The organism is Rothia mucilaginosa ATCC 25296 (genome assembly GCF_000175615.1).
Taxonomy (GTDB): Bacteria; Actinomycetota; Actinomycetes; order Actinomycetales; family Micrococcaceae; genus Rothia; species Rothia mucilaginosa.
On the sequence record NZ_ACVO01000015.1, the window covers coordinates 89738 to 113360 of the forward strand.

18 protein-coding genes and 1 tRNA gene are annotated in these 23623 nt (G+C 60.2%); 10 read left to right on the top strand and 9 right to left on the bottom strand.

Going from position 1 to position 23623, the window contains the following annotated elements; translation table 11 throughout:
• Nucleotides 1-413: 413 nt before the first annotated feature.
• From ROTMU0001_RS03890 to ROTMU0001_RS03900, 3 genes are read left to right on the top strand one after another with little or no spacing between them, the layout of a single operon-like run.
• A complete protein-coding gene (locus tag ROTMU0001_RS03890) occupies nucleotides 414-1208 on the top strand; it encodes a (Fe-S)-binding protein (RefSeq protein WP_005508243.1) in 795 nt (264 codons plus the stop codon).
• A gap of 16 nt (nucleotides 1209-1224) precedes the next feature.
• Nucleotides 1225-2853: a lactate utilization protein B gene (locus ROTMU0001_RS03895; protein WP_005508245.1), complete on the top strand. Its 1629-nt coding sequence runs from the start codon at nucleotides 1225-1227 to the stop codon at nucleotides 2851-2853.
• Entirely contained in the window at nucleotides 2853-3497 is a 645-nt protein-coding gene (locus ROTMU0001_RS03900) for a LutC/YkgG family protein (RefSeq protein ID WP_005508246.1), read from the top strand. The genes ROTMU0001_RS03895 and ROTMU0001_RS03900 overlap by 1 nt, the downstream gene beginning before the upstream one ends.
• Before the next feature lie 214 nt (nucleotides 3498-3711).
• Here the strand turns inward: ROTMU0001_RS03900 and ROTMU0001_RS03905 are convergent, their stop codons facing one another.
• Nucleotides 3712-5271, bottom strand: a complete 1560-nt coding sequence (locus tag ROTMU0001_RS03905) for a molybdopterin-dependent oxidoreductase (RefSeq protein WP_005504634.1) — start codon at nucleotides 5269-5271, stop codon at nucleotides 3712-3714.
• A 608-nt stretch (nucleotides 5272-5879) separates the two neighbouring features.
• Nucleotides 5880-7427 carry a cation:proton antiporter gene (locus tag ROTMU0001_RS03910; RefSeq protein ID WP_005508247.1) on the bottom strand — a complete coding sequence of 516 codons (1548 nt, stop codon included), beginning with the start codon at nucleotides 7425-7427 and terminating at the stop codon, nucleotides 5880-5882.
• A 371-nt stretch (nucleotides 7428-7798) separates the two neighbouring features.
• Here ROTMU0001_RS03910 and ROTMU0001_RS03915 point away from each other — a divergent pair, with 371 nt between their 5' ends.
• Nucleotides 7799-8932 carry a hypothetical protein gene (locus ROTMU0001_RS03915; protein ID WP_005508248.1) on the top strand — a complete coding sequence of 378 codons (1134 nt, stop codon included), beginning with the start codon at nucleotides 7799-7801 and terminating at the stop codon, nucleotides 8930-8932.
• 140 nt (nucleotides 8933-9072) lie between these two features.
• On the opposite strand, the gene ROTMU0001_RS03920 is transcribed toward ROTMU0001_RS03915, so the two are convergent.
• The 5 genes from ROTMU0001_RS03920 to ROTMU0001_RS03940 all read right to left on the bottom strand — a co-directional run bounded on the left by ROTMU0001_RS03920 (nucleotide 9073) and on the right by ROTMU0001_RS03940 (nucleotide 16346).
• A tRNA-Pro gene (locus tag ROTMU0001_RS03920) sits at nucleotides 9073-9146 on the bottom strand.
• 109 nt (nucleotides 9147-9255) lie between these two features.
• Nucleotides 9256-11118 carry an ABC transporter ATP-binding protein gene (locus ROTMU0001_RS03925; RefSeq protein ID WP_005508249.1) on the bottom strand — a complete coding sequence of 621 codons (1863 nt, stop codon included), beginning with the start codon at nucleotides 11116-11118 and terminating at the stop codon, nucleotides 9256-9258.
• Complete coding sequence (locus ROTMU0001_RS03930; RefSeq protein ID WP_005508250.1) at nucleotides 11118-13148, bottom strand: ABC transporter ATP-binding protein; 2031 nt, start codon at nucleotides 13146-13148, stop codon at nucleotides 11118-11120. The genes ROTMU0001_RS03925 and ROTMU0001_RS03930 overlap by 1 nt, the downstream gene beginning before the upstream one ends.
• Nucleotides 13148-14161: a metallophosphoesterase gene (locus ROTMU0001_RS03935; protein ID WP_005508251.1), complete on the bottom strand. Its 1014-nt coding sequence runs from the start codon at nucleotides 14159-14161 to the stop codon at nucleotides 13148-13150. The genes ROTMU0001_RS03930 and ROTMU0001_RS03935 overlap by 1 nt, the downstream gene beginning before the upstream one ends.
• A 40-nt stretch (nucleotides 14162-14201) precedes the next feature.
• Entirely contained in the window at nucleotides 14202-16346 is a 2145-nt protein-coding gene (locus ROTMU0001_RS03940) for a transglycosylase domain-containing protein (RefSeq protein ID WP_005508252.1), read from the bottom strand.
• A 166-nt stretch (nucleotides 16347-16512) separates the two neighbouring features.
• Here ROTMU0001_RS03940 and ROTMU0001_RS03945 point away from each other — a divergent pair, with 166 nt between their 5' ends.
• From ROTMU0001_RS03945 to ROTMU0001_RS03955, 3 genes are all read left to right on the top strand, one after another.
• On the top strand, nucleotides 16513-16716 hold the full coding sequence (locus tag ROTMU0001_RS03945) for a DUF4177 domain-containing protein (protein ID WP_005504647.1): 204 nt from the start codon (nucleotides 16513-16515) through the stop codon (nucleotides 16714-16716).
• 185 nt (nucleotides 16717-16901) lie between these two features.
• Entirely contained in the window at nucleotides 16902-17384 is a 483-nt protein-coding gene (locus ROTMU0001_RS03950; RefSeq protein ID WP_005508253.1) for a RidA family protein, read from the top strand.
• The gene (locus ROTMU0001_RS03955) at nucleotides 17377-18552 is read left to right on the top strand and encodes an NUDIX hydrolase (protein ID WP_005508254.1); all 1176 of its coding nucleotides are present in this window, start codon (nucleotides 17377-17379) and stop codon (nucleotides 18550-18552) included. Before ROTMU0001_RS03950 ends, ROTMU0001_RS03955 begins: the two co-directional genes overlap by 8 nt.
• 146 nt (nucleotides 18553-18698) lie before the next feature.
• Here the strand turns inward: ROTMU0001_RS03955 and ROTMU0001_RS03960 are convergent, their stop codons facing one another.
• A complete protein-coding gene (locus tag ROTMU0001_RS03960; RefSeq protein ID WP_005504653.1) occupies nucleotides 18699-19376 on the bottom strand; it encodes a Crp/Fnr family transcriptional regulator in 678 nt (225 codons plus the stop codon).
• Nucleotides 19377-19862: 486 nt separating this feature from the next.
• Here ROTMU0001_RS03960 and ROTMU0001_RS03965 point away from each other — a divergent pair, with 486 nt between their 5' ends.
• Nucleotides 19863-21041 carry a MarP family serine protease gene (locus tag ROTMU0001_RS03965; protein WP_005508255.1) on the top strand — a complete coding sequence of 393 codons (1179 nt, stop codon included), beginning with the start codon at nucleotides 19863-19865 and terminating at the stop codon, nucleotides 21039-21041.
• 134 nt (nucleotides 21042-21175) lie between these two features.
• Here ROTMU0001_RS03965 and aroQ read toward each other — a convergent pair whose 3' ends face one another.
• Nucleotides 21176-21616 (bottom strand): type II 3-dehydroquinate dehydratase, encoded by a 441-nt coding sequence (aroQ, locus tag ROTMU0001_RS03970; RefSeq protein WP_005504658.1) that lies wholly within the window; start codon nucleotides 21614-21616, stop codon nucleotides 21176-21178.
• A gap of 131 nt (nucleotides 21617-21747) precedes the next feature.
• Between aroQ and nth the strand changes: the two genes are divergently transcribed.
• A complete protein-coding gene (nth, locus tag ROTMU0001_RS03975) occupies nucleotides 21748-22659 on the top strand; it encodes an endonuclease III (protein WP_005508258.1) in 912 nt (303 codons plus the stop codon).
• 50 nt (nucleotides 22660-22709) lie between these two features.
• A complete protein-coding gene (locus ROTMU0001_RS03980) occupies nucleotides 22710-23540 on the top strand; it encodes an NUDIX hydrolase (RefSeq protein WP_005508259.1) in 831 nt (276 codons plus the stop codon).
• Nucleotides 23541-23623: the final 83 nt, after the last annotated feature.

The window sequence follows — 23623 nt, forward strand, 5'->3', positions numbered from 1 at the left end:
GATGTGCGTTTGATAAATGTTCAATAAATAAAGAGGCATAGGGGATAGGGTGAGGCTGAAAACTAGATGAGGTCATATATACCGGAAGGTAGGGAAATATACCTTAAGGTCAGGTTGACCTAACCGGTTATTTAACAAGGAAAGTATGTGCTATTCCAACTAGAGAAAAGCCGCCCAACGGTGTTAAATGGCTAGGAAGATAAAAGACATCACCACGGTTTCTGATCCCACCGCATCCCACCTCCACTTGGGGCGCGCACATTAGCCGGAACCATCCGGCCCAGCTTCCCCGACTCAATACATCTGAGTCGCTTCTTTGGAAGACCGAACTTGTTCGGACTGTGCCCCGCCTGCCCCAGACGCAGGCGGTGAGACCGAGAAACTCTGAACACAGAGGAAAGGACGGACAAGTCATGCGCATTGCACTCTTCTCCACGTGCATCGTTGACGGCATGTACCCCCGCGTAGCACGCGCCACCGTCGAAATTCTTGAGCGCCTGGGCCACGAGGTTGTCTTCCCCCCGAACCAGACCTGCTGCTCTCAGATGCACGTCAACTCCGGCTACTTCGATGACGGTTACGAAGTCATCAAGAACCACGTTGAAGCTTTCGACTCCTGGGACTGGGACGTAGCTGTTGCGCCCTCCGGCTCCTGCGTTGCTTCCCTGCGTCACCAGCAGGCAATGGTCGCACGTAGCCGCGGCGACGAAGCGCTGGCTCTGAAGGCAGAGCAGATCGCTTCCCGCACCTTCGAGCTCTCCCAGCTGCTGATCGACATCCTCGGTATCACCAACGCTGCTGAGCAGCTCGGTTCCTACTTCCCCGAGCACGTCACCTACCACAGCTCCTGCCACGGTATGCGTATGCTCGGCCTGGGCACCCGCCAGCAGGACCTGCTCCGTACCGTCGAAGGCATCAAGTACACCCAGCTCGAGGGCATGGACCAGTGCTGTGGCTTCGGTGGTACCTTCTCCTTCAAGAACGCTGACGTCTCCGGCGCAATGGTCAACGACAAGGCAGACAACGTTGAAGCAACCGGCGCGTCCGTCTGCAGCGGTGGCGACTGCTCCTGCCTGATGAACATCGGCGGTGCGCTGATGCGTCGCGGCTCGGACGTTCAGACCATCCACTTCGCTGAGATCCTCGCATCCACCAAGGAAAACCCGCTCAAGATCAACTCCGAGCGTGTTGAGCTCTCGATCGGCTAAGGAAAGATAAGACCTCATGACCGCTATTCAGCTTGGTATGCCCAAGGTCGTTCACTACGGCGAGGGCAACATTTTCGAAGAAACCCCCTTCCCCAAGTACGCGAAGGAAGAGCTCAAGAACGAGCAGCTACGCGCCAACCTGCGCTTCGTGACCCACGCGATTCGTAACAAGCGCGCACGCGTCACCGCAGAGGTGCCCGACTGGCAGGACCTGCGTAACACCGGTGAGTCCGTCAAGAACTACGTTCTGGCGAACCTGCCCGAGCTGCTCGAACAGTTCGAGCGTAACTTCACTGCCGCAGGCGGCCACGTGCACTGGGCACGCAACGCCACCGAGGCAAACCAGATTGCTCTGGACCTGATCCGCGAGCAGGGCGTGGACGAAATCATCAAGATTAAGTCCATGGCAACCGCAGAGACCGGCCTGAACGAATTCCTCGAGGAAAACGGCATCAACGCTATTGAGACCGACCTCGCGGAAGAAATCGTCCAGCTCGGCCACGACCGCCCCTCCCACATTCTGGTGCCCGCAATTCACCGCAACCGCCGCGAAATCCGCGACATCTTCCTGCGCGAAATTGAAGGTATTAACCCGGACATCACCGATGAGCCGGCAGAACTGGCAGAGGCATCGCGTAACCGTCTGCGTAACAAGTTCCTGAACACCACCGTGGCAGTCTCCGGCACCAACTTCGGTATTGCTGAGACCGGTACCCTGACCATCGTGGAGTCCGAAGGTAACGGCCGTATGTGCCTGACCCTGCCCGACACCCTCATTACCTTCATGGGTATTGAGAAGATTCTGCCCACCTTCCAGGACTACGAGGCATTCCTGCAGTTGCTGCCCCGTTCCTCCACCGGTGAGCGCATGAACCCCTACACCTCCATGTGGACCGGTGTGACCCCCGGTGACGGCCCGCAGAACATGCACGTCATCCTCATCGACAACGGCCGTACCGCCGTTCTGTCCGACGAACTGGGTCGCCAGGCACTGCGTTGCATCCGTTGCTCCGCTTGCATGAACGTGTGCCCCGTGTACGAGCGCGCAGGTGGTCACGCCTACGGCTCCACCTACCCGGGCCCCATCGGCGCGATTCTGTCCCCGCAGCTCTCCGGTATCGAGGCAGCAGAGAACAACTCCCTGCCGTACGCATCCTCCCTCTGCGGCGCATGCTACGAGGTCTGCCCCGTGAAGATTAACTTCCCCGAGGTCCTCGTGCACCTGCGCGCTAAGGACGTCGAGTCCAAGCACGCTATCCGCGAGTTCGAGGGTAACAAGAAGGCTCCCTTCTCGCAGATGGACGGCATGATGCTCGGTGCGAAGAAGCTCTTCACCTCCGGCAAGATGATGTCGATTGCAGAGCGTGGTCTGCCCATGTCCCGCCTCATCAGCGGCCGCAAGCACAGGATCACCGCTGTTCCCGGTATCGTCGGCGGCTGGACCGCTTACCGCGACATCCCCGAGCCTCCCAAGGAATCCTTCCGCAACTGGTGGAAGAAGGAGAAGGGTCAGGCTCCGGCACGCGATAACGCTCAGCGCGTTGACATTCAGGCCCTCATCGAGGCTAACAAGGGTAAGGCAGCTGAAGCGGCTGCAAACGCTAAGGCTGCTCAGGAAGCCCGTGAAGCTAAGGAGAACAACTAATGTCCTCTGCTAAGGAAGATATCCTCGCACGTATCCGCTCGTCCCTGGCTGACGCACCCGTCGCCCCCGAGCCCGTACGTAACTACCGCCGCGTCAGCGAGCTGAACGAAGAGCAGACCATTGAGATGCTCGTCGACCGCCTCATTGACTACAAGGCAAACGTGTTCCACGCGAACAAGGAGAACATCTCCGAGATCATCGCAGAACGCCTGGGTGAAAAGTCCACCTACGTGGTTCCCGAGGGCCTGAACATGGAGTGGTTGCCGGCTGACACCGCTGACCGCAAGCGCGTTACCGACTCCGGTAGCACCCTCAAGCCCGGATGCCTGTCCCTGAAGGAACTGGACGCAGTTGACGCTGTGGTGACCGGTTCGACCGTCTCCTGCGCAGAGACCGGCACGATCTTCTTGAACACCAACCCCGATGAGGGTCGCCGCGCCATCACCCTGGTGCCCGACCACCACATCTGCGTGGTGCCCCGTTCCACCGTGGTGGAGCTGGTTCCCGAGTCGATCGAGCGTATCACCTACACCCGCCCCGTGACCATGATTTCCGGTCCGTCGGCAACCAGTGATATCGAGCTGATCCGCGTGGAGGGCGTGCACGGCCCCCGTACCCTGGACGTCATCATCTACGACGCCTAAGGTAAAGCGCCAGAAGGTAAACCTCTAAAGAAACCGCCCGAGAGCTAAGGCTCCCGGGCGGTTTCTTTATGCCCTCTCGGCTTCTGCATCTTTCAGAGCAGTAAGAGCGGCGGAGAAGACAAGCGAACGGTGGCGGGCCCATGTTTCCCGCCACCGTTTGTGCTTTATAGGGTGGTGTATCGACGGTTAGCGTCGTAGCGCCCCGTGAGGGTGCTTAGGCGCGTGCGTCGAAGTGCTGCAGACCGGAGTCCTCACGGCTACCGCCCTGGCCATCGCCAACATCGTGGTAGTCCTTGATCCACTCGATCTTCTGAACCCACTTGACCATCTTGTAGCCGTGCATGGAGTCCGCACGCAGACGGAGCGGGCCACCGTACACATCCGGCAGGGGCTTGTCGTTCATGCCCCACGCCAGGATAGTCTCATCTTCCATTGCCATGGAGATGTCCAGGCACTCGTAGTAGGGTTCGGTCGGGCGGCCGTCGTAGGTGTGGCCCACGTGGCCGAAGGAGGTCACCATAACGTAGCGTGCCTCGTCGGTCTTCTCGACCAGTGCGAGAACGTCGCGCAGGCGCACGCCCTCCCACTTGGCGATGCCGGTCCAACCCTGCATGCAGGTGTGCATGGTGATGTTGACTTCCTTGCCCAGCTGCTTGAGCTCGTCAATGCTCAGGGACTTGGATTCCTTCACCAGGCCGCCCAGCTCGAGGCGGTAGTCAACGAACTCGTGCTCCTTCAGGCGGTTCCACTCGGTGCTCTCACGCTCTGTCGGCGGGCGAGTGTTAACCCAGTGGAAGGGCGAGATGTCGGCATCGGTGAAGGTCTTCTTCTGCACCTGACGGGAGGTGATACGGTCCAGCAGGACGTTACGAATCGGCTGGGTCAGACCCCAAATGAAGGTCTGGGTGAATCGCAGGTCGCGCAGGGACCAGTACGAAGCGAAAATCCACAGAGCCACAGCGAAGACAATGCCGCCAATGAGCATGGTGACTGCCTGAGCGAACTGTGCTGCGTCGACCTCGTTGTAGGGCTTGTTCAGCATCATGTGGGCGATGTTGTACTGGGGGTGAACCACGAACACCAGCGCCACGTGAATGACGGTGAAGACGCAGTAGAACGCCATGCCCAGGAAGTGGATGGAACGTGCGGTCTGGCGGTTACGGAAGAGGCGCACGTAGCCGGGGAAGCGGCCGCAGAATGCCGGGCTCATAATCGGGCCGGTTGCAATCATCAGCGGTGCCACGATGAACACCACAGTGAAGTACATAATCTGCTGCAGAGCGTCGTACGGCTGGAAATGCTCAATCGAGGGAATCTGGAAGCCAGCGTAAATCTGGATGGATTCCCACGCCTGCGGGATGATGTCCCAGCTGGTCGGGACGATGCGGCGCCACTGACCGGTCAGGAACAGCAGGGAGACATATACCAGACCGTTAACAATCCAGATGACGGTCACCAGCGCGTGCCATGCGCGGCCCAGACCAATCTGGGCTTTACCGGGCAGAGAAATCAGGGGAGACAGGGTGCGCTGGTCATCGCGCGCAGTAAATGCGCCGGGGGTGGTAGGGACCTTGTCCTTGGTGAACTTAATCCACTCAGAACCCGGGGTGCAGTGGTTGTTCCAGTACAGGCGGGGGTGAGAGGCGAGAACTTCCCAACCTGAACGAATCAGGAAGCCCATCATAATGAAGTTGATGAAGTGCGTAATTCGGAGCCAGGCCGGGAAGTCCAGCTCTACGCCACCAGTGCTCGCGGTGAGGAGTAGTTGGTGCATGATATTTCCTTCGGAAATGACTGTGTGTGCAGACAATCGTTAGGATTCAGTGCGAGGCCTTGAGATGCGAAGTTAGAAATAGTTACCTTTCTGAACCATATGATCCTCCTCCATGGTTGGGAGCCGCCGGGGGTATCGTCGCGGATACTCCCGAAAGGGGCGCCTCCCGTGTGTGAGATGGGAGGTGCGCCAGCTCCCGCTGGGGCGGAAGCGACTCTGTGTATGTATGTTGGTTTATGTGTGTTTTAGGGAAATTCCCTGTCCGCTTTCAATTTTATAGGACAAAGTGTCAGTCGTGAAAGCTAAGACACGTCATGTTCTGTAATATTTGCATAAAAAATCCGAATTTAAGGAAGATTCTCATCTTTCCGCGGTTTATAGGGTCTTTCGGGTGCAAAAAACCCACCGCAGCCTCAAGAGGGGATGCGGTGGGTTTTGATTCTATATGTGGGATGCATGTTGGTTTGCAGGGCTTTAACTGCCTGGTATTGTGTGGTTTTATAAATTCAATCCCACATAAGGTTGCGGTGACTGTAAGCGAGATTCTCACTCAAACCGGTTTGTAACCCGACCTTGAAACGCCGAAGGCAACCGTACCGTAGCCGCTGCTAGATCTCTGCAGAACCCGTATTTTCCGCAGAACCCTTACGCTTCTTTGCCCCAGCTCGAGAGGCTGCTCGGGACGCAACGCTAGAACCAGCGGAAGCGCCCGCAGCGCCCTGAGAGTCGCTCTGAGCATCAGAGCTATCCGCCGTATCAGCCTGAGACTTCAAACGAACCACCGGAATCATGCCCGTGGCAAGCTTCGCCTGCGCATTACGCTGAGCCTTCAACGCATTCATCTGCTCCTTACGGCTCGGCTCCTGCTGAATCGGCTGACCAGAACCAAACGCCTGACGAATACCCAACGCCCATAGCGGGAACAGCAGAACCGTCAGCGCGCCGCCGGCAACCAGCAGCGACGCCGTGGACTCCTCCAAAAGATCCGAACTGGTCGCAACCTCCGTCACCGCCACAATAATCGGCAGACCCGCAGCCGAATACAACGCCAACTGCGCCTTCTGCGCGCGAGTAGTCAACCCCGAACGGGTATCAAAGAAATGCTCCGCCAAAAGAACCGGAACGCCGCGGCACAGCAGAATACCCACCACCACGGCAAGCAGACCCAAAGGCTTAGCCACCACAGCAGAGACATCAATGCCCATACCGCTAACCACAAAGAACAGCGGAATCATGAACGTAAAACCAACCACCTCAAGGCGGCGAGTTATCATATGCAAAGCCGCCGGAGGGGTCAGAGTACGCAGAATCAAGCCCGCCGCAAAGGCACCGAGCACCGCATCCAAATCAAAGAGGGCAGTGCACATAATCAGGGTCGCCAGCAGGAACATCGCAAGACGCAGAACCGTCTGACCGGTCGTATTCGCCTCCGCAGCCATAATCTGACGCAGACCCGGCACATGCGCAAACAGACGGTGAGGAATCAGCGCCACAATCACCGCCACCACCATAAACGCCAGCAACACCACAATCGCCATGCCCGGCGAACGCGAAGACAGCAGCAACGAGATAGCGAAAATCGGCAGAAGCTCACCCACAGCACCGTGCACCAGCACCGCATTACCCACCGGCGTACCGGCAGCACCGTGAGACTTCAACATCGGTAGCAGAGTACCCAATGCCGTGGAACTCAACGCCACGCCCACCGCAATATACGTATTCAGCTCATGCGAGAACGACGTAATAACCGCCGCACCCGTCATACCCAGAGCAAAGCACACCACCCACGTGGCGATAGCGCTATAACCCTGACGGCTACGCAACGACGACACGTTAATCTCAAAGCCCGCAATCAAAAAGAGCATGCCCAGACCAAGCTCCTTCAGCAGCGGGATACCGCCCTCACTGCTGGCAAGGTTGAGCATATTCGGGCCGATGAGCAGACCAAAAATAAGCAGGAAGACCACATCAGGGATCTTCTTACCCGTCAGACGCGAAAGAATCGGGGACAGCAACGCAACCAACGTAATCCAGAAAATGGACACAAACTGGCCGCTATCGTGGCTCGACCCTTCCGACAGAGTCGTACCCGAAGCAAGAAGAGCACCAGAAGCCCCCAAATCCGTCAAGAAAAGCGGGGAAAAAGTCGAAAACATAAAACCTCAACGTGGTGTGTGCAGGTGAGGCGCGTTTGAGACAGTGAACGGGGCGAAAATATACGCCCGCCGGATTGCCCCACCTTTAAGAACGTACCAATGGTACACACCTAACCTCGTGCAACAACACTTGAACAGCACGTATCGAGCGCCTGAACACCGAAAATAACCGCACGAGGAAACCACATGAGAGCAAAACCTCCGCGACACCGCCGGACCAGACACAGCTTCCACCGTTACACTTAACACCTATGCCAGCGCATCCGGCTCACACCACCGGACGCGGCAGATACCCCGGCAGGGCACACCCCCTGGCGTAGCCCTAGCAGGGCGCACAGACTCTCAAACACGGCACTACAAGGAGCGAGGACATGGCAGCAGGGCGCACACAACCCATCCCCACCGTCAGCAGCGGGGCACGCGCCGCCTCCCTCGGAGGCACCCGACGCGACCTCGGGCTCGACCTCGCCCGCGCCTTCGCCGTGCTCAGCCTGCTCATCCCCTTCGGATACTGGCTGCAACTGATCCCAGTGTCCTGGAAGTTCTGGATCCCGCAGACCCTCGTGCCGGCTGAACCGCTCTTCGCCGCAATCCTGGGTGCCGCCGCCTGGCGCTACGCCCGCACCGCAAACTTTCCGCAGCTCTTCGCCGGAACCATCGTGCGATTCCTCGCGCTACTCCTGCTGGGCGTGGCACTCATGCAGGGCATCACCTACCTGCCGCAAGCTGACGTGACCGTACCTGCGCAGGGCTTCTCCTACTCCCTGCCCTTCGACATGCTCGTGCACCTGGCGCTACTCACCCTGCTGACCCTATTCGTCGTGCACCTTCCCCTGTGGGCAATCGCAGTGCTAGCGGTAGTCACCAGCCCCTTCATTACCTGGACCTACACCCTGCTCATGGACGTAGCCGCCCAGGCAGATGCGTGGACCGCCGTCCAGCTACCCTTCCTCGCAAGCCACGGCGTCAACCACGCCCAAAGCGCCCAGCTCATCTGGGTCATGTGCCTGGGCATCGTACTCGTGCGCCTCTACGACAACCTGCAAGCAAAGCTCGCAATCCCCGTGGTACTCGCCGTGCTGGCGCTCGCCGTCTACCGCACCTTTAACCCCTACACCGAGCTCGGCTTCCTCAACAGCCCGCAGGTGCTGCTAACCCTAAACCTCGCGGCAACCCTCTACTTCTGGGCCGAATGCGCGCGCCTGCTCTCCGCACAGGCGGGAATGCTCACCCCCATCGCCCGCCTGGGCCAGATGTCGCTGAGTGCCTCCATTGTGCTGAGCGGAATCATCATCTACGCCGGACCCACCATCAAGGCATTCACCGTCGGCGAGCACTACGTCGCCACCGGAGGCTGGGGCACCGCCGTGTACTGGAGCGCCTTCCTGCTGCTCGGCGCCGCAATCGCCCTGGGCTTCTGCACCCTCTGGTCACGCATGGCACGCTCCATTGCCGGACGCGGCCCTCTAGAGGCGATTCTCGCCCTCATCTCCGGGCGCGGCTAAACGGAACTGAGCTCGATACGAAAGCGACCCCCTCGCCCGCGTTCCTGCGCGGGTAGGGGGTCGCCTCTATGTGCTCAACATCTGCAACAGAAATACTGCGGGTACGACAAAGCCCCGGTCCAGAGGACCGGGGCTATCTGTCGGGATGACAGGATTTGAACCTGCGACCTCGTCGTCCCGAACGACGCGCGCTACCAAGCTGCGCCACATCCCGATGTTGACCTATCAGCGAATACCGTAGGCAACTCACCTAGGATAACCCAAAAAAATTCAGAACGCAACACAGCGGCACACCATCGGTCGAGGAGAGGCAAATAAAGTTCCTAGGCTTCAGCCTCCTGAACCTGATTCAGCTCATCCCAGGAGGCGTACATCGCCGCAAAACGACCGTCGGAAGCAATCAGCTGCTGCGGGGAGCCATCCTCCACCACGGAACCCTCATGAATCACCAGCACACGATCAGCACCCAGAACCGTCGAGAGACGATGCGCAATCACCAGCGCCGTACGCCCCGCCAACACGGTTCGCAGCGCCGCCTGCACCGCACGCTCACTCGGAATGTCCAGCGAAGCCGTCGCCTCATCCAGAATCAGCACCCGCGGATTCGCCAAGAACACGCGAGCAAAGGACACCAGCTGACGCTGACCCGCCGACAGGGTAATACCGCCACGGCCCAGCTGTGACTCGTAGCCGTCACGCAGACGCTCAATGAACGCGTCAGCACCCACCGCCTTCGCGGCAGCCTTCACCTGCTCATCGGACGCCTGCGGGTTACCCATGCGGATATTCTCCAGAATCGACGCGGAGAACAGGAACACCTCCTGGGTCAGCATGAGCACCTCACGGCGCAGCTGCGCATCCGCCAGCTGGCGGACATCCACGCCGTCAATACGCACCTGACCGGCTGAAACATCGTAGAAACGAGCCACCAGCTTAGCGATTGTCGACTTACCGGCACCCGTAGCACCCACCAGCGCCACGGTCGTACCCGGCTCAATGCGCAGGGTCGTCTCCTTCAACGCGTGACGATCCGACGTGTACCCAAAGACCGCCGAATCCAGCTCCACCAGAGCACCCTGAACTTTGCCGGACGTGCCCGCAGCGGTACCGGTAGCAGACTCTACAGCGCGCTCATGCGGATGCTCCGGCTCAGCAACCTCCGGCTCCTCAGCCAAGAACGACGACAGCTTCTCCAGCGCGGACATCGCCGACTGGAACATGTTGTAGAACTCAGAAAGCTGCATGACCGGCTCAAACACACGGTTCGCGTAAATCACCAGCGCCAGCAGAGTACCGATCTGCATGGTGCCGCCCAGCACCGCATAACCACCCAGCACCAGCGCACCGGCAATAAACACATTGCCCAAAAGCATCAGCACGGGTGAGTAGACGCCGAAAATCTTAATGGAATCCATCACCGCAAGGCGGTAACGCTCCGACGCCTGAGCGTACTCATAACGCATCTGCGCCTCCGCACCAAACGCCTTCACCGCACGGATACCCGTAAAAGTCTCCACAAAACGGCTCGTCAAATGCGCAGACTCGGTACGCATCGTACGGAAAACCGGCACCGCAGCCTTCTGGAACCAGCGCGTCAAGAAGTAAATCGGCACGCCCATGACCAGCATGAACAGACCAATACGCCAATCTAGAAGGAAAATAGCGACCGCAGAAATCACCATGGACAGCAACGTAATCGCCAACTGGCTGATGCCGCTGTCCAAGAAGCTGCGGACCGTATCAATATCGCTGGTCAAACGCGAAATGACCTTGCCCGAGGTGTACCGCTCATGGAACGACACGCTCAGCGACTGCGCGTGACGGAACACCCGCTTACGCAGGTACACCACCACACCCAGCGACACACGCACCGTGTACGCCACGTTGACCCACGAAAAAATCGCGGTCACCGCGGTAGCCGCCACAAAAAATACCAGCAGGGTCAGCAGAGGAGAAACGTCGCCCTGCTTGAGCGGCTCAATGGAACTATCCAGGACGCGGGCAATCAGAATCGGCGCAACCGCCGAGGAACCCGAGACCAAAAGCACCGAAATAATCGACAGAGCCAACGCCCCACGATGCGGGCGCAACATCTGGCGTAACAGCGCCATCGAGCGTTCACGGGTCTCCGCGCGCTCCTGCGGGCTCATCTGTTCCCGCGGCTCCGCCGGACGATGATGGGCCATTAGCCCTCCTCCATCGTCATCAGCTGACGGTACTGCTCCGAAGAGTCCATCAGCTCAGCGTGAGTGCCCTCGGCGACCACGGCACCGTCAACCATCAGCAGCACGCGGTCCGCCAACGCCACCGTGGAGGGGCGGTGCGCCGTCAACAGGGTAGTAGCGCCGCCCAGGCCCTCCAGACCCTCACGCAGACCGGTAATAATACGTTCCTCGGTGTTCACGTCCAGCGCCGAGAACGGGTCATCCAGCAGCAGCACGGAGGGGCGCTTCGCCAAAGCGCGCGCCAACGACAGACGCTGACGCTGACCACCCGAAAGGCTCAGACCCTCCTCACCAATGACGGTATCCAGACCCTGCGGAAGCTCCGCCACGAAATCGCACGCAGCCAGCTGCAGCGCGGTCTGGAGGGTCGCCTCCAGCTCTTCTGCGGCGGGGTAGTCCTCATCCTCGGTGCCGTGCTCGTACTGCTCGGCAACGCCCATCAGTACGTTCTCGCGGACCGTGCCGGAGAAGAGTACCGCCTCCTCAAAGACGAATGCGGTCTGGGCGCGCACCTCCTCAAGAGACATGTCGGCGGTATCTCGGGTGCCAAAACGCAGGGAACCGGAGGTCGGCTCGTAGAAACGCGGAACCAGCGACAGCACGGTCGACTTGCCGCTACCGGTTGCACCCACCAGCGCCAGAATCTCACCCGGGAAGACCTTGAAGTTTACGTCCTTCAGCACCGAAACCTCGGGTGCCTTCACCTCAGAGTTCGCGTCGGTATCCTCAGCAGAAACAGGTGCTTCGGCAGCATCGTAGCTGAACTGAACGTGATCGAAAGTGACAGATACTGCGCCACCGCTGGGGTACTGCATAGTTTCCTTCCCGGAGCCGCCCTCGGCAGACACTCCAGCTACTGTTGACGAATCAGAAGCACCCTGCGGATGCTCGGGCCCAGACACAGCCGCGGAGCCACGAACCAGCGGCACCGCCTCAAAGCCGGGCTCGTCCATAACCTCGTTGTGGCGTTCCAATGCCACCTTATAGCTCAAATAGGCAGACATCAGCGCGGTCGAGCGCGTCACGTGGCTGAGCACGGTCGTCTGCACCGCAAAGTAGGCGGTCATCGCGCCCAGGCTCAAGGTGCCCGCCGCAACCTGCGAAGCGCCCACAGCCAGCGCCACCGCCGTGGAGACACCCACAATCAGGCCCTGGTACAGGGCAACACGAGCCACCAGCATCGACCTGCCGTACTCGCGCACCTGCAGGGCGTCCACCGACTCGGAATATTCCTGAATCTGCTCGGGGGAGCGGCCCAGCGCCTTAATCACGCGGATGCCGCGCACCGACTCCTCAATGCGGGTGGAGAGGTCGCCCGTCATCTGCTGAATCTCATGTGAAGCGCGGTAGTACTTGCGGGTGAAGTTCACCAGCGACAGCACCAGAATAGGCACGGTCACCACGAACACCAGCGCCAGAGACGGCGAAGAACGCAGCATGAAGAAGCCACCGACCAGGAACATCACCGCAACAGTCAGCATCTGAACAATACCGAAAGACAACCAACGGCGAATCGTCCCCAAATCGCTCATGGAGCGGGTCAGCAACTGACCGGAGGGCCAACGATCCAGCAGAGAAAGCGGGGCACTGAGCAGGCGGTCAAAGAAGTTCATGCGCATGGACAGCTCAATCGTGGAGGTCGGGTCCACAATCAGCCAGCGCCTCCAATACATGAAGGAGGCATGCGCAATACCCAGCAGAAGCACCAGGCCGCCGGCAATCCAGATGGCGCTCTCGGTGGTGCTCTGCGAGAGATGATCCACAATAATCTGCAGTACCTGCGGGATGGAAATCTCAAGGGCACCGGCACCGAACGCCACGAGCAGACCCACGCCCCAGCGCACACGAATCGGACGCGCATACGCGGCGAGGGTGTGCGGGGCACGCTGACCGTGCGCGTAGTCGATTGGGCTGGGGGTTGGTTCGCTCGCGGTCTCCAGGAAGGGGTTGCGGCGCCGCTTAGGCGTGCGTGCTGTAGAAGCCTCGGACATTAGCGGCGGCCACCTTTCGAAGCGGCGGCTTCACCCTTATCGCGAGCCGTGAGGGTCACCAGGATTGCCTCCGGCGGGCAGAACAGACGCACCGGCGCAAAACGAGAGGTACCCAAACCGGCAGAAACCTGAACCGGAATACCGGACTGCTCACTGACACCCTTCGCACGCGAAGGCGGCAAATCGCAGTTGCTGACCAGGGCATGACCGCCGGGCAGGCAGACCTGACCGCCGTGCGTATGACCGGCAAAAATAGCCTGCGCACCGTCCTGCACGAAGCGGTGCAGGGTACGCATATAGGGGGCGTGCGCCACGCCGATACGGACGCTCGGCTCCTCACCCTCATCGAAGGCGCCGGGAGCGAAGCCGGGGTGCTCATCGTAGCGCAGGTGCGGGTCATCCACACCGGAGAACTCCAGACGCAGACCCTTAAGGTTCAGCGTATCGTAGCGGTTGACCAGGCCCGTCCAGCCGCGCGACTCGAACGCCTCGTGCATCCGCTCAATGGGCAGTGCTACACGCGAGCCCTCCTCAATCATCTGCGGGGTGCGCGGCTGCCACAGGTAGCGTGCCGGGTTCTTGAAGACGGGCGCGAAATAGCAATTCGAGCCGGGCACAAACACGCCGGGGAAATCCATGAGCGGGTCGAGCGCCTCCAGCAGCGGACCCATACCGTCCACGTGGGAGAGATTATCGCCCGTGTTCATCACCAAATCCGGCTCCAGGGCAGCTAGCGAGTGCATGAAATCAATCTTCTTCTGCTGGCCCGGGATCATGTGCATATCCGAAATATGCAGAATCCTGAAGTCAGGACTACCGGCGGGCAGTACTGGCAGGGACTCGGTGCGGAGCTGAAAATTGTTCAGCTCAATAAAGTGCCCATACGCCGCCGTGGCGGCCCCCAAGGCTGCAGTGGCGGCTACCGCCCCCGCTACCTTCTTCAGGAGCGGGGAGGAGCCGCGTGCGCCGGGGACCGCCACGGGGACGCGGGCGTTGACTGCGTTTTCACACATTATCAATCGCCTTTCAGGCTTCAGCTGATGAGCTGTGATTCTAGCTGTACGACAGAATCTTATCGCTGGGGGTGGTGAAGTCCTTCGTGTTGTACTTCGGTGCGATCGTCTTCATGAACGACTGCCACTGAGCACCGGCGTAGGTCGCACCATCCACATAGTTCAGAACACGACCGTTAATGCCCACACCGTTCAGGGAACGGAAGCCGAGGTTGTTAGAACCAACCCAAGACGCGGTGGACAGGCCACGAGTGTAGCCAACCTGCCAGGTCTGGGAGGAGTTATCGTTCGTACCGGTCTTCGCAGCCGAACCGTTCGGCAGACCAATACCGCGCTGAGAAGCGGAACCGCCAGGCTGGATAACACCCTTCAGAACCCAGCTGACACCGTTCGCGATGTCCGGATCCAGAACCTGCTCACACTGGTTCTGGTATTCCTTCATGGTTTCACCGTTGGTCTTGGTGATCTTCTCGATGGGGCGCGGGGTGCAGTACTTACCCTCAGAAGCGAAGATAGCGTACATGGATGCGCTGGTCAGCGGGGAGATACCGTACTTGGTACCACCAATGTTGGTACCCAGGTCGGGGATGCTGTGCAGCGGTTCGCCGGTACCATCCAGGGCGTGCATCTTGATGGACAGGTCGTGCACATCGCACAGGTCAATCTGGGAGAGCATGCCGTACAGGTACGAGTTCAGCGACTGGCGAATACCGTATGCAGCGGTACCGTAGGTCAGGCCGCCGTTGACTGCGTTCTTGTAGGACCAGCCGTTCGGCTGACCGGTGTAGTAGTACTTGCCGCCGTCGTAGCACTTGGCGTTCCAGCCGAAGCTGGTGGGCCAGAACAGCTGGGTGCCGTTCACGGTAGCGTTAGCGCCGCGGCCGCTGATGAGCCACTGAGCCAGAATAATCGGCTTGAACGTTGAACCGGGCTGGAAGCCGCGGGTACCACCGTAGGCGCTATCAACGTTGTAGTTGTACTCGGTCTTGGAGTGGTCGTTTGCGTCTGCGGGGCTACCGAGCTCGGTGTTCTGTGCCATCGCGATGACGCGGCCGGTGCCGGGCTCAACACTGGTCAGCGCGGAGTTCACGTCGTTCCAGTTGGTTGCTGCCGGCTGGGTGGAGTCAACTGCCTGCTTTGCCGCGGTCTGAGCCTCGGGGTTCAGGGTGGTGATCACCTTCAGGCCGCCACGCTTGATGGCGGTGTTACGCAGCTCAGCGGTTGCGCCGAGGGACTCATCCTGCAGCAGGTAGTTGACCACGTAGCGGCAGAAGAACGCCTTGTCGCCTGCCAGGGAGCAACCCTGGGACTTGGTGTGGACGTTGAGCTTAATGTCGCTGGCGATGGCGTCGCTGTATTCCTTGTCGGAAATCTTGCCGTCGCGGAGCATAGTGCCCAGAACGATGTCGCGGCGTTCACGGGCGAGCTCGGGGTTCACGGTCGGGTCGTACACGTTCGGTGCCTGCACCAGACCAGCCAAAAGCGCGGACTGTGCCACGTTCAGGTCCTTAGCGGAAATACCCCAGTAGTACTGTGCAGCAGCCTCAACACCGTAGTTCGAACCGCCAAGGTTCACGATGTTCAGGTAGCCTTCAAGGATCTCGTCCTTGGACTTGTTCTGCTCCATAGAAATCGCAAGCTTCATCTCGCGAATCTTTGCGGCGTAGGTCTTGTTACCGTTCAGGGTTGCGGTAGCGTCCTCACCACGAGCCACAGCGGAGTCAACAATGAGGTTGTTAACGTACTGCTGGGTCAGGGTAGATGCACCCTGACGGCGGCCGCTGTTGGAGTTAATGATGTTGTTCAAGAACGCACGACCGATACCGATAGCGGAGACCGCACCGTGGTTGTAGAAGTCACGGTCCTCCACTGATACGATAGCGTCCTTCATGTGCTGAGAAATCTGATCCAGCTTGACCGGTTCACGGTTCTCTTCAAAGAAGGTTGCGATTTCGGTCTTGCCATCAGCAGCGTAAATAGTAGAAGGACGGGAGGAAATGCCATCGGCAATGTCGTCAGGAAGGTCCTGGAACCATGACATCGACGCGTTCGCGACCATACCGGCACTCACTGCCGGGGGTACGACAATAATTGCCGCGAGGAAACCGGCAATCACGCTGAACGCGAGGAACTGCAAAAAATCTCCCGGGCGGCGACGCGCACGGGTTTTCTTAGATGAAGCCATTCATTCAGTTTATCCCATGAAGCTGTGAGAGAAAGCCCGTCTCGCCGCCCCACAGGGAGGTGGGCGCCTCAGCGCTGAGAATAAAGCCCCAAAAAGCCCCGGACATTGACCGAAACCATAGTTAATCCCTTTTACTTATTCGACCCTGAAAGCTAGGCTAGAGGGTATGAAGAAATGGGAATACGCAACTGTACCGCTGATGATCCACACGACCAAGGCAATCCTCGATAACTGGGGTGAAGATGGCTGGGAGCTCGTCACCGTGCTGCCCGGTGCCTCCGCACCTGCCGGTGCAACCCCCGCATCGAACATGGTCGCTCCGACTCAGGGCAACCCCATCGCCTACTTTAAGCGCGAGAAGGCTGACTAAGAGCAGCGTACCCGGCGGTCACCTCGCTATCCCGGCTCTCCTTTAACTAGGGGAGCGCGGGAATAGATGAGGAAGGCCGCCGGTTAGCCGTTTAACAGCTGCCTGAATATCAGTAGCGTTTAGATTTACGGCATTTCCCCTATCACCGTTTGGGTGCCATCACCCGCCATCCTTCTGGAGTAATCATGACTGAATCCCGTATTGAAGCACGTATCCGCGAACTCGGTTACGAACTGCCCGTAGCACCCGCCCCCGTTGCCGCATACGTTCCCGCGGTGACCTCCGGCTCCTACGTGTACACCTCCGGCCAGCTGCCCTTCGTTGAGGGCGCCCTGCCCGAAACTGGTAAGGTGTCCGACTCCGGTGCTGAAGGCTTCGTGACCCCCGAGAATGCGAAGAAGTACGCGGGTATCAGCCTGCTCAACGCCCTGGCAGCGGTCAAGTCCGTCATTGGCGACCTGGACCGCGTGCAGCGCGTCGTGAAGGTTGTCGGCTTCGTGGCATCCGAGGTGAACTTCACCGCTCAGCCCGCCGTCATTAACGGTGCCTCCGAACTGCTCGGCGAAATCTTCGGTGAGGCAGGCCAGCACGCCCGCTCCGCCGTCGGCGTTCCCGTTCTTCCCCTGGACTCGCCCGTAGAGGTCGAGATCATTGTTGAATATGTCTAATCTGTACACCGGCGCGCTGCCGCTGTCTGCTATTCGTGCTGCCCAGGCTCAGCGGGCAGCACAAAGTGGCGCCCAAAAGACGGTGAACGGTATCGACGGTCACGGATCCGGCGAATCGCAGGATATCAAGACTCTGCCCCTGCCGGTGCAGGAACGCCGCTTCGGCACCCCCACCCCGGCTGAAGGCGTGGAACGCCCCCGCATGTTTACCGGCCGCCAGTCTGCGGCTAACCCGCGAACCTCCTGCATCCAGCGTCTCTACACGATTCCCGAGTTCATGCGCACCGCAGCCGAAAGTTGGCGTGAAGGCGGTAACGAAGGTGCGACCGGCTGTACGATGCGCCAGGCGGCATCCGTCATTTTTGTGCGCGATGGTGACAACGGCCTTGAAACGATTCTGACCTACCGCCCCGGCACCTCTCCGTTGGGCGTGGTGGCTTTCCCCGGTGGTACGGCTCTTCCCGGTGATGATGAGGCGGCCTCCTGGGTCGGCCCCGGCGCCGAATACTGGGAAGAACAGTTCCACTTCTCTGACGTTACTCAGGCACGCCGCAGCGTCATGGCTGCCATCCGTGAGTCCTTCGAAGAGACCGGCATCCTACTTGCCGGTGAGGACGACCAGGACGTGGTGGAGCGCTCCAGCACTCCCGAGCTCATGAGCTGGCGTGAAGCGGTTGCGGCACAGGACAAGAGCTTCTCAGACTTTCTGACCTCCAGTGGTTTGAGCGTGCGCGCCGACCTGCTGCGCCCCGTGGCGCGTTGGCAGTCCCCGGACTTCTTCCTCAAGCGTTACGACATTGCCTACTTCACTACGGCGCTACCCGTAGGCCAGGACCCGAAGCTGCTGCTCGGTAAGGGTGTGTGGGGCGACTGGCTGAACGTGCGTGAACTGCTCGAAGCTAAGGACACCAGCGAACTGGGCGACCGCATCGGCCAGCCCAACACGGTGGGACGCACCCTCGACCAGCTCATCACCCCCGGCGTGATGTGCCTGCTCGAATCCCTGGCGAAGGCACAGACTTCCGTGGCGTGGCTGTCTAAGCGCCGCAATATTGAGGTGAAGAAGCCCGTGCTCGTCACCCACAACGGTGCGTGCATGCTCTCCTTCACCGAGGTGGTTCCGGCTACCACCGGTTCCATCTACACCGGCGCGATGGGTGCGCTCTAAGAGGGTATTGCAGCCGTTCGCTCGTACGATGAAGCGTTAAAGAAATTAGGAGCCGTTTCCCCATGCAGAGGGAAACGGCTCCTGATCTATTTAAGCTGTGCGTCTTTCAGTGAGGGCATCCTAGAATACCCTAACTCAAAGAGACCTTAGCGAGAACGCTGGCGCAGGCGGGGCAGGTCCAGAATGACAACTGCGCGTGCCTCCAAGCGAATCCAGCCGCGAGAAACGAACTCGGCAAGTGCCTTGTTCACGGTCTCGCGGGATGCGCCAACCAGCTGTGCCAGCTCTTCCTGAGTCAGCTCGTGAGCAACGAGCACACCGTCGGTTGCGGGGCGGCCGAAGCGGTCAGCCAGGTCCAGCAACGCCTTAGCGAGGCGGCCGGGAACGTCGGAGAAGACCAAATCAGCCAGTGCCTCGTTAGCGTGGCGCAGGCGGCGAGCCAGAGTCTTAATAACCTGATCGGAGATCGAAGGATCCAGCTGCTGTGCGCGCTTGAAGGACTCGTGCTTAATGGCAGCCAAGCGGGTCTCAGAAACAGCCACAGCGTTGGTCGAACGGGGCGAGGGGTCGAAGAGAGCCATCTCGCCGAAAACATCACCGGGACCCATAATCGCGACCATGTTCTCGCGGCCGTCAGCGGCGGTACGGCCCAGCTTGACCTTACCGGAGAGCACAGCGAAGAGCTGGTCGTCCTGGTCACCCTCGTAGAAAAGGACAGCGTTGCGGGAGAGGTCAATCTCCTGAATGTCATCGGTCAGCAGAGCGAAAGCTGCGTCGTCGAGGTTAGCAAAGAGAGGGGTACGACGGAGGATCTCGAGATCCATAAAGTTCTCCTAGATATGAGGTGATGAGCCGAAACTCGTAAATGTTCAGTGAGTGAGCCCGAACCGGTGCCATGCGTCTCAACATCTGAAATGTGAGAAGGCTCAAGCTAGTGTGACATATTCAACTGATATGAGCGTACCCTAAAAAAGCGCTTTATGCATTCCGATAGGGCGAGCTTTACAGCAAAAGTTATTTCTTCCGAGAAAATTCAAAGCTTACCCACAGGTTCAGCACCTAATATCAGGCATTCAGGTGTGTACTTTTTTCGGTACCAAGCACGCAGACACCCTCATGACAAGGAGGCACCCGCCTCCACACACGGTACGATGCGACGAGGCAGAAACCCGAGCCCAAAAACCCCGGGAACACAAGCCCGCCGCACCCACCACTGGGTGTTAACGCGCCGCCACACTCACCGGGCACAGCCCGCACCAACCACATGGGCACACCGTGACCATTTCTACCCACCAAGGAGGCAATTAGTCGTGACGACTGGCATCAACCTGCTTGATATTGCTATCCCCATCATTCTGCTGCTCTACTTCCTCGCCGGAGTCCGCAGCGGATTCTTCACCACCCTCGGAACCTTCCTCGGCCTGGGTCTGGGCGTCTGCGCCGCAGCCTGGCTCGTACCCCTTGCCGTGGCATCCGTAGGAACCCAGTGGAGCCTCATTACCGCCGTCGGTGTGCTCGTCATCTGCCTGACCATCGGACAGTGGCTCGGCCTCGTTGCTGGACGCACCATCCGCCGCGTCACCGATATCACCCCGCTCAAGGGCGTAGAACGCTTCTTCGGTGGCGTGCTGAACCTCGCCGCCTGCGCCCTGGTCATGGTCGTGCTGACCATCTCCATGCGCACCGTACCCATCCCGCAGCTCAACACTGCGCTCAGCGACTCCAAGACCCTCTCCTGGATGGTCGCCTCCACCCCCGAGGTCGTCAAGGACCGCATTAACACGGTACGCAATGACGTGCTCGCCTTCGGAACCATTCCGGAAGTCAGCCAGCTCATCGCCCCCGAAACCAGCGCCCCCACCGAGACCGTAGAATCCGCGGCACTGGACCGGGCGGCTGCCTCCGTGGTTGAGATTCTGGGCGCCGCAGAGCAGTGCGGCTACACCTCCACCGGCTCCGGCTTCGTGGCGGATAACGGCCTGGTCGTCACCAACGCCCACGTGGTCGCCGGCGTGACCTCCCCGGTCGTGCAGGACTCCCGCGGCCGCACCTGGCCCGGAACCATCGTCTACATGGACACCGAACAGGACCTCGCCTTCATCAGCGTGCCCAAGCTGCCGCTCGAACCGCTGAACATCGGCACCAACGCCACCGCAGGTAGCCTCGTGACCTTCATGGGCTACCCCAAGGGCGGCCCGTTCAAGGCGTTGCCCGCCACCGTGCAGGGCATCGGCAACACCCAGACCATCGACGCCGACACCGGCCGCGCCAACGCCATGCGCCAGGTCTACCAGCTGGCAGCCGACGTGCAGCACGGCAACTCCGGCGGCCCCGTCCTCGACGAAAACGGCAACGTGGTCGGCGTGATCTTCGGTAGGGCAACCACCGGCCAGACCGGCTACGCCATCACCGCAAGCACCCTCAAGCAGGCACTGGCCGAAGGCGGCGACAATACCGCCGCAGTCTCCACCGGCACCTGCCGCAAGTAACTAGCCGCTAAATAGCGATAAAAGTTCAGGCTCCCGCCCTCACACGAGGAACGGGAGCCTGAACTATTTAACGAAAGGAGGCGGCGCGCTGTTATTCCGCGAAGCGCTGGGCTATTCCGCCAAATGCTGCGCTGTTATTCCGCCAAATGCTGCGCCAGGAAATCAACCGCCATGACATAGCCGTACGCACCCGCACCGGCAATCACCGCGGTAGCCTGCGGCGACACAAACGAATGATGACGGAACTGCTCACGACGATGCACATTCGACAGATGCACCTCAACCACCGGAAGCTCAGCCGCCTCCAGCGCATCGTGCAGCGCCACCGACGTGTGCGTGTACGCCGCCGGGTTGATAATAATCGCCGCGCCACGAGTACGAGCACGCTGAATCTCATCCACCAGCGCACCTTCATGATTCGACTGCATAAACTCAACATCAAAACCATGATCCGCCGCGCGCTCACGCACCATACGCTCAATATCGTGCAGAGTGGTGTAGCCGTACACCTCGGGGCGGCGCTGCCCAAGCAGGTTCAAATTCGGTCCGTTAAGCACAAAAATCGTATCTGACATAAAACCAGTGTGGCACAGTGAGCGCCCACTGAGCGCTAGCCGGCGCGAACTGCCCAGAAAATGATGGGGAGCGGGCCAAGTACGGTGAACCTCGCTACCGCCCACACGCCCAAGCCCGGTACCCTCGCGCTATGACCGAGAACGCCACCCAGCCCGCAGCGGGCGCACAGAACACCGCAGCAGAGGACACCGAATCGCTCCTGCAGATCCGATTTGTTCCCGAATTCAAAGCCGCAGCCGCCGCCCGCCGCCTCAACGCCCGCGCACCCGAAAGCCACCTCGCCACCGTGCGCCGCGCCCGCAAAATCAACCGCATCCTCGGCGAAACCTACCCCTACGCCGTCGCAGAACTCGACTTCGACAACCCCTTCGAGCTACTCATCGCCACCGTGCTCTCGGCACAAACCACCGACGTGCGCGTCAACTCCGTCACCGGTGCACTCTTCGCACGCTACCCGGACGCCGCCGCGCTCGCCTCCGCACGTACCGAAGAGGTCGAACCCTACATTCAGTCCCTCGGCTTCTACCGCGCCAAGGCACGCTCCATCGTCACGCTCTCCCAGCAGCTCGTCGAACGCCACAACGGGCAGGTCCCCTTAACCCTCGAAGAGCTCGTAGAACTCGCCGGAGTCGGCCGCAAAACCGCGAACGTGGTCCTCGGAAACGCCTTCGACGTGCCCGGACTGACCGTAGACACCCACTTCGGCCGCCTCGCCCGCCGCATGGGATTCACCACCGCAGACGCCCCCGAGACGGTCGAAAAAGACGTCGCCGAACTCATCGAACGCAAAGACTGGACGCTCTTCTCACACCGCATGGTCTACCATGGCCGCCGCATCTGCCACGCCAAAAAGCCCGCCTGCGGCGTATGCCCCGTCGCCGATCTCTGCCCGTCCTATGGCGCTGGGGAGACGAACGAACAGGCAGCACGTAAACTCATGAAATACGAAATGGCACCCGGCCGAGAAGACCTGCACCTGCGATTCCTGCAGGGCGCAACCCGCCGCGAACTCATGGCAGAAGGCTACCCGCTCAGTGCCTAACGGCGACTGAGCCGAACCGGAATGCATCCGCGCAGAAGAGAGGTACACAGATGAGCGCACCCGAGCAGTCGGTACAATCCGAACCGGCGCAACCCGAACAGGTGCAATCCGAACAGGTGCAACCCGAACCGGCGGGGCAGGATGCACAGCACCCCGCCCAGCAGGCACTGGCGGCTCTCGCAGAGGGCGGCGTGGAATTCGACGTCCAAGCCCTGCTGCGCAGCGCACCCGCCAGCCCCCTGAGCAAAGAAGCCGCCGTGCTGATCCTCTTCGGCGTGCTCGATAACTCGCCCTCCACCGGCGAATTTGACGGCTGCCCCGACAACGTCAGCGCCGACCTGGATGTACTGCTCCTCGTACGTGCCGCAACCCTGCGCTCACACGCCGGTCAGCCCGCCTTTCCCGGCGGCAAAATCGACCCCGAAGACTACGCGCTTGCCGAAACCACCGGCGAACCCGTCGCCCACATCGCCGCCCTGCGCGAGGCGGTCGAAGAAACCGGGCTCGACCCCGCCGGCGTGCAGATCCTCGGCCAGCTGCACACCCTGCCGCTACCCATCAGCAACTTCATGGTCACTCCCGTCATCGGCTGGTGGAACAGCCCCGTGCCCGTCGAAGTCGTCGACCACAACGAGTCCGCGCTCATCGCCCGCGTACCCGTGCGCGACCTGCTCAACCCCGCCAACCGGCACACCGCCTACGTCAAACGCGGCCGCACCTCACACCGCACTCCTGCCTTCGAGGTGCGCATGCCCGGTGGCGAAGAATTCACCGTCTGGGGATTCACCGCAATTCTGCTGGACCGGATCTTCGACTCGCTCGGCTGGACCGTGCCCTGGGATACAAAAAAGATGCGCCCGGCACCCGGCTACGAGGAGTAAAGCTCTTCACAGAATAAGTGCCTGACCAGCGGATACAGGGTGCAGAATAGTGCGCAGATAGGGGCGGCAGGTAGCTTGAATGA

What these genes read in the sequence shown, in the direction of transcription:
- ROTMU0001_RS03905 (WP_005504634.1), bottom strand. Translation starts at nt 5,271, where the DNA reads ATGCACCAACTACTCCTCACCGCGAGCACTGGTGGCGTAGAGCTGGAC.
- ROTMU0001_RS03895 (WP_005508245.1), top strand. Translation starts at nt 1,225, where the DNA reads ATGACCGCTATTCAGCTTGGTATGCCCAAGGTCGTTCACTACGGCGAG.
- ROTMU0001_RS03980 (WP_005508259.1), top strand. Translation starts at nt 22,710, where the DNA reads ATGAGCGCACCCGAGCAGTCGGTACAATCCGAACCGGCGCAACCCGAA.
- nth (WP_005508258.1), top strand. Translation starts at nt 21,748, where the DNA reads ATGACCGAGAACGCCACCCAGCCCGCAGCGGGCGCACAGAACACCGCA.
- ROTMU0001_RS03940 (WP_005508252.1), bottom strand. Translation starts at nt 16,346, where the DNA reads ATGGCTTCATCTAAGAAAACCCGTGCGCGTCGCCGCCCGGGAGATTTT.
- ROTMU0001_RS03960 (WP_005504653.1), bottom strand. Translation starts at nt 19,376, where the DNA reads ATGGATCTCGAGATCCTCCGTCGTACCCCTCTCTTTGCTAACCTCGAC.
- ROTMU0001_RS03935 (WP_005508251.1), bottom strand. Translation starts at nt 14,161, where the DNA reads ATGTGTGAAAACGCAGTCAACGCCCGCGTCCCCGTGGCGGTCCCCGGC.
- ROTMU0001_RS03925 (WP_005508249.1), bottom strand. Translation starts at nt 11,118, where the DNA reads ATGGCCCATCATCGTCCGGCGGAGCCGCGGGAACAGATGAGCCCGCAG.
- aroQ (WP_005504658.1), bottom strand. Translation starts at nt 21,616, where the DNA reads ATGTCAGATACGATTTTTGTGCTTAACGGACCGAATTTGAACCTGCTT.
- ROTMU0001_RS03890 (WP_005508243.1), top strand. Translation starts at nt 414, where the DNA reads ATGCGCATTGCACTCTTCTCCACGTGCATCGTTGACGGCATGTACCCC.
- ROTMU0001_RS03900 (WP_005508246.1), top strand. Translation starts at nt 2,853, where the DNA reads ATGTCCTCTGCTAAGGAAGATATCCTCGCACGTATCCGCTCGTCCCTG.
- ROTMU0001_RS03955 (WP_005508254.1), top strand. Translation starts at nt 17,377, where the DNA reads ATGTCTAATCTGTACACCGGCGCGCTGCCGCTGTCTGCTATTCGTGCT.
- ROTMU0001_RS03950 (WP_005508253.1), top strand. Translation starts at nt 16,902, where the DNA reads ATGACTGAATCCCGTATTGAAGCACGTATCCGCGAACTCGGTTACGAA.
- ROTMU0001_RS03930 (WP_005508250.1), bottom strand. Translation starts at nt 13,148, where the DNA reads ATGTCCGAGGCTTCTACAGCACGCACGCCTAAGCGGCGCCGCAACCCC.
- ROTMU0001_RS03910 (WP_005508247.1), bottom strand. Translation starts at nt 7,427, where the DNA reads ATGTTTTCGACTTTTTCCCCGCTTTTCTTGACGGATTTGGGGGCTTCT.
- ROTMU0001_RS03945 (WP_005504647.1), top strand. Translation starts at nt 16,513, where the DNA reads ATGAAGAAATGGGAATACGCAACTGTACCGCTGATGATCCACACGACC.
- ROTMU0001_RS03915 (WP_005508248.1), top strand. Translation starts at nt 7,799, where the DNA reads ATGGCAGCAGGGCGCACACAACCCATCCCCACCGTCAGCAGCGGGGCA.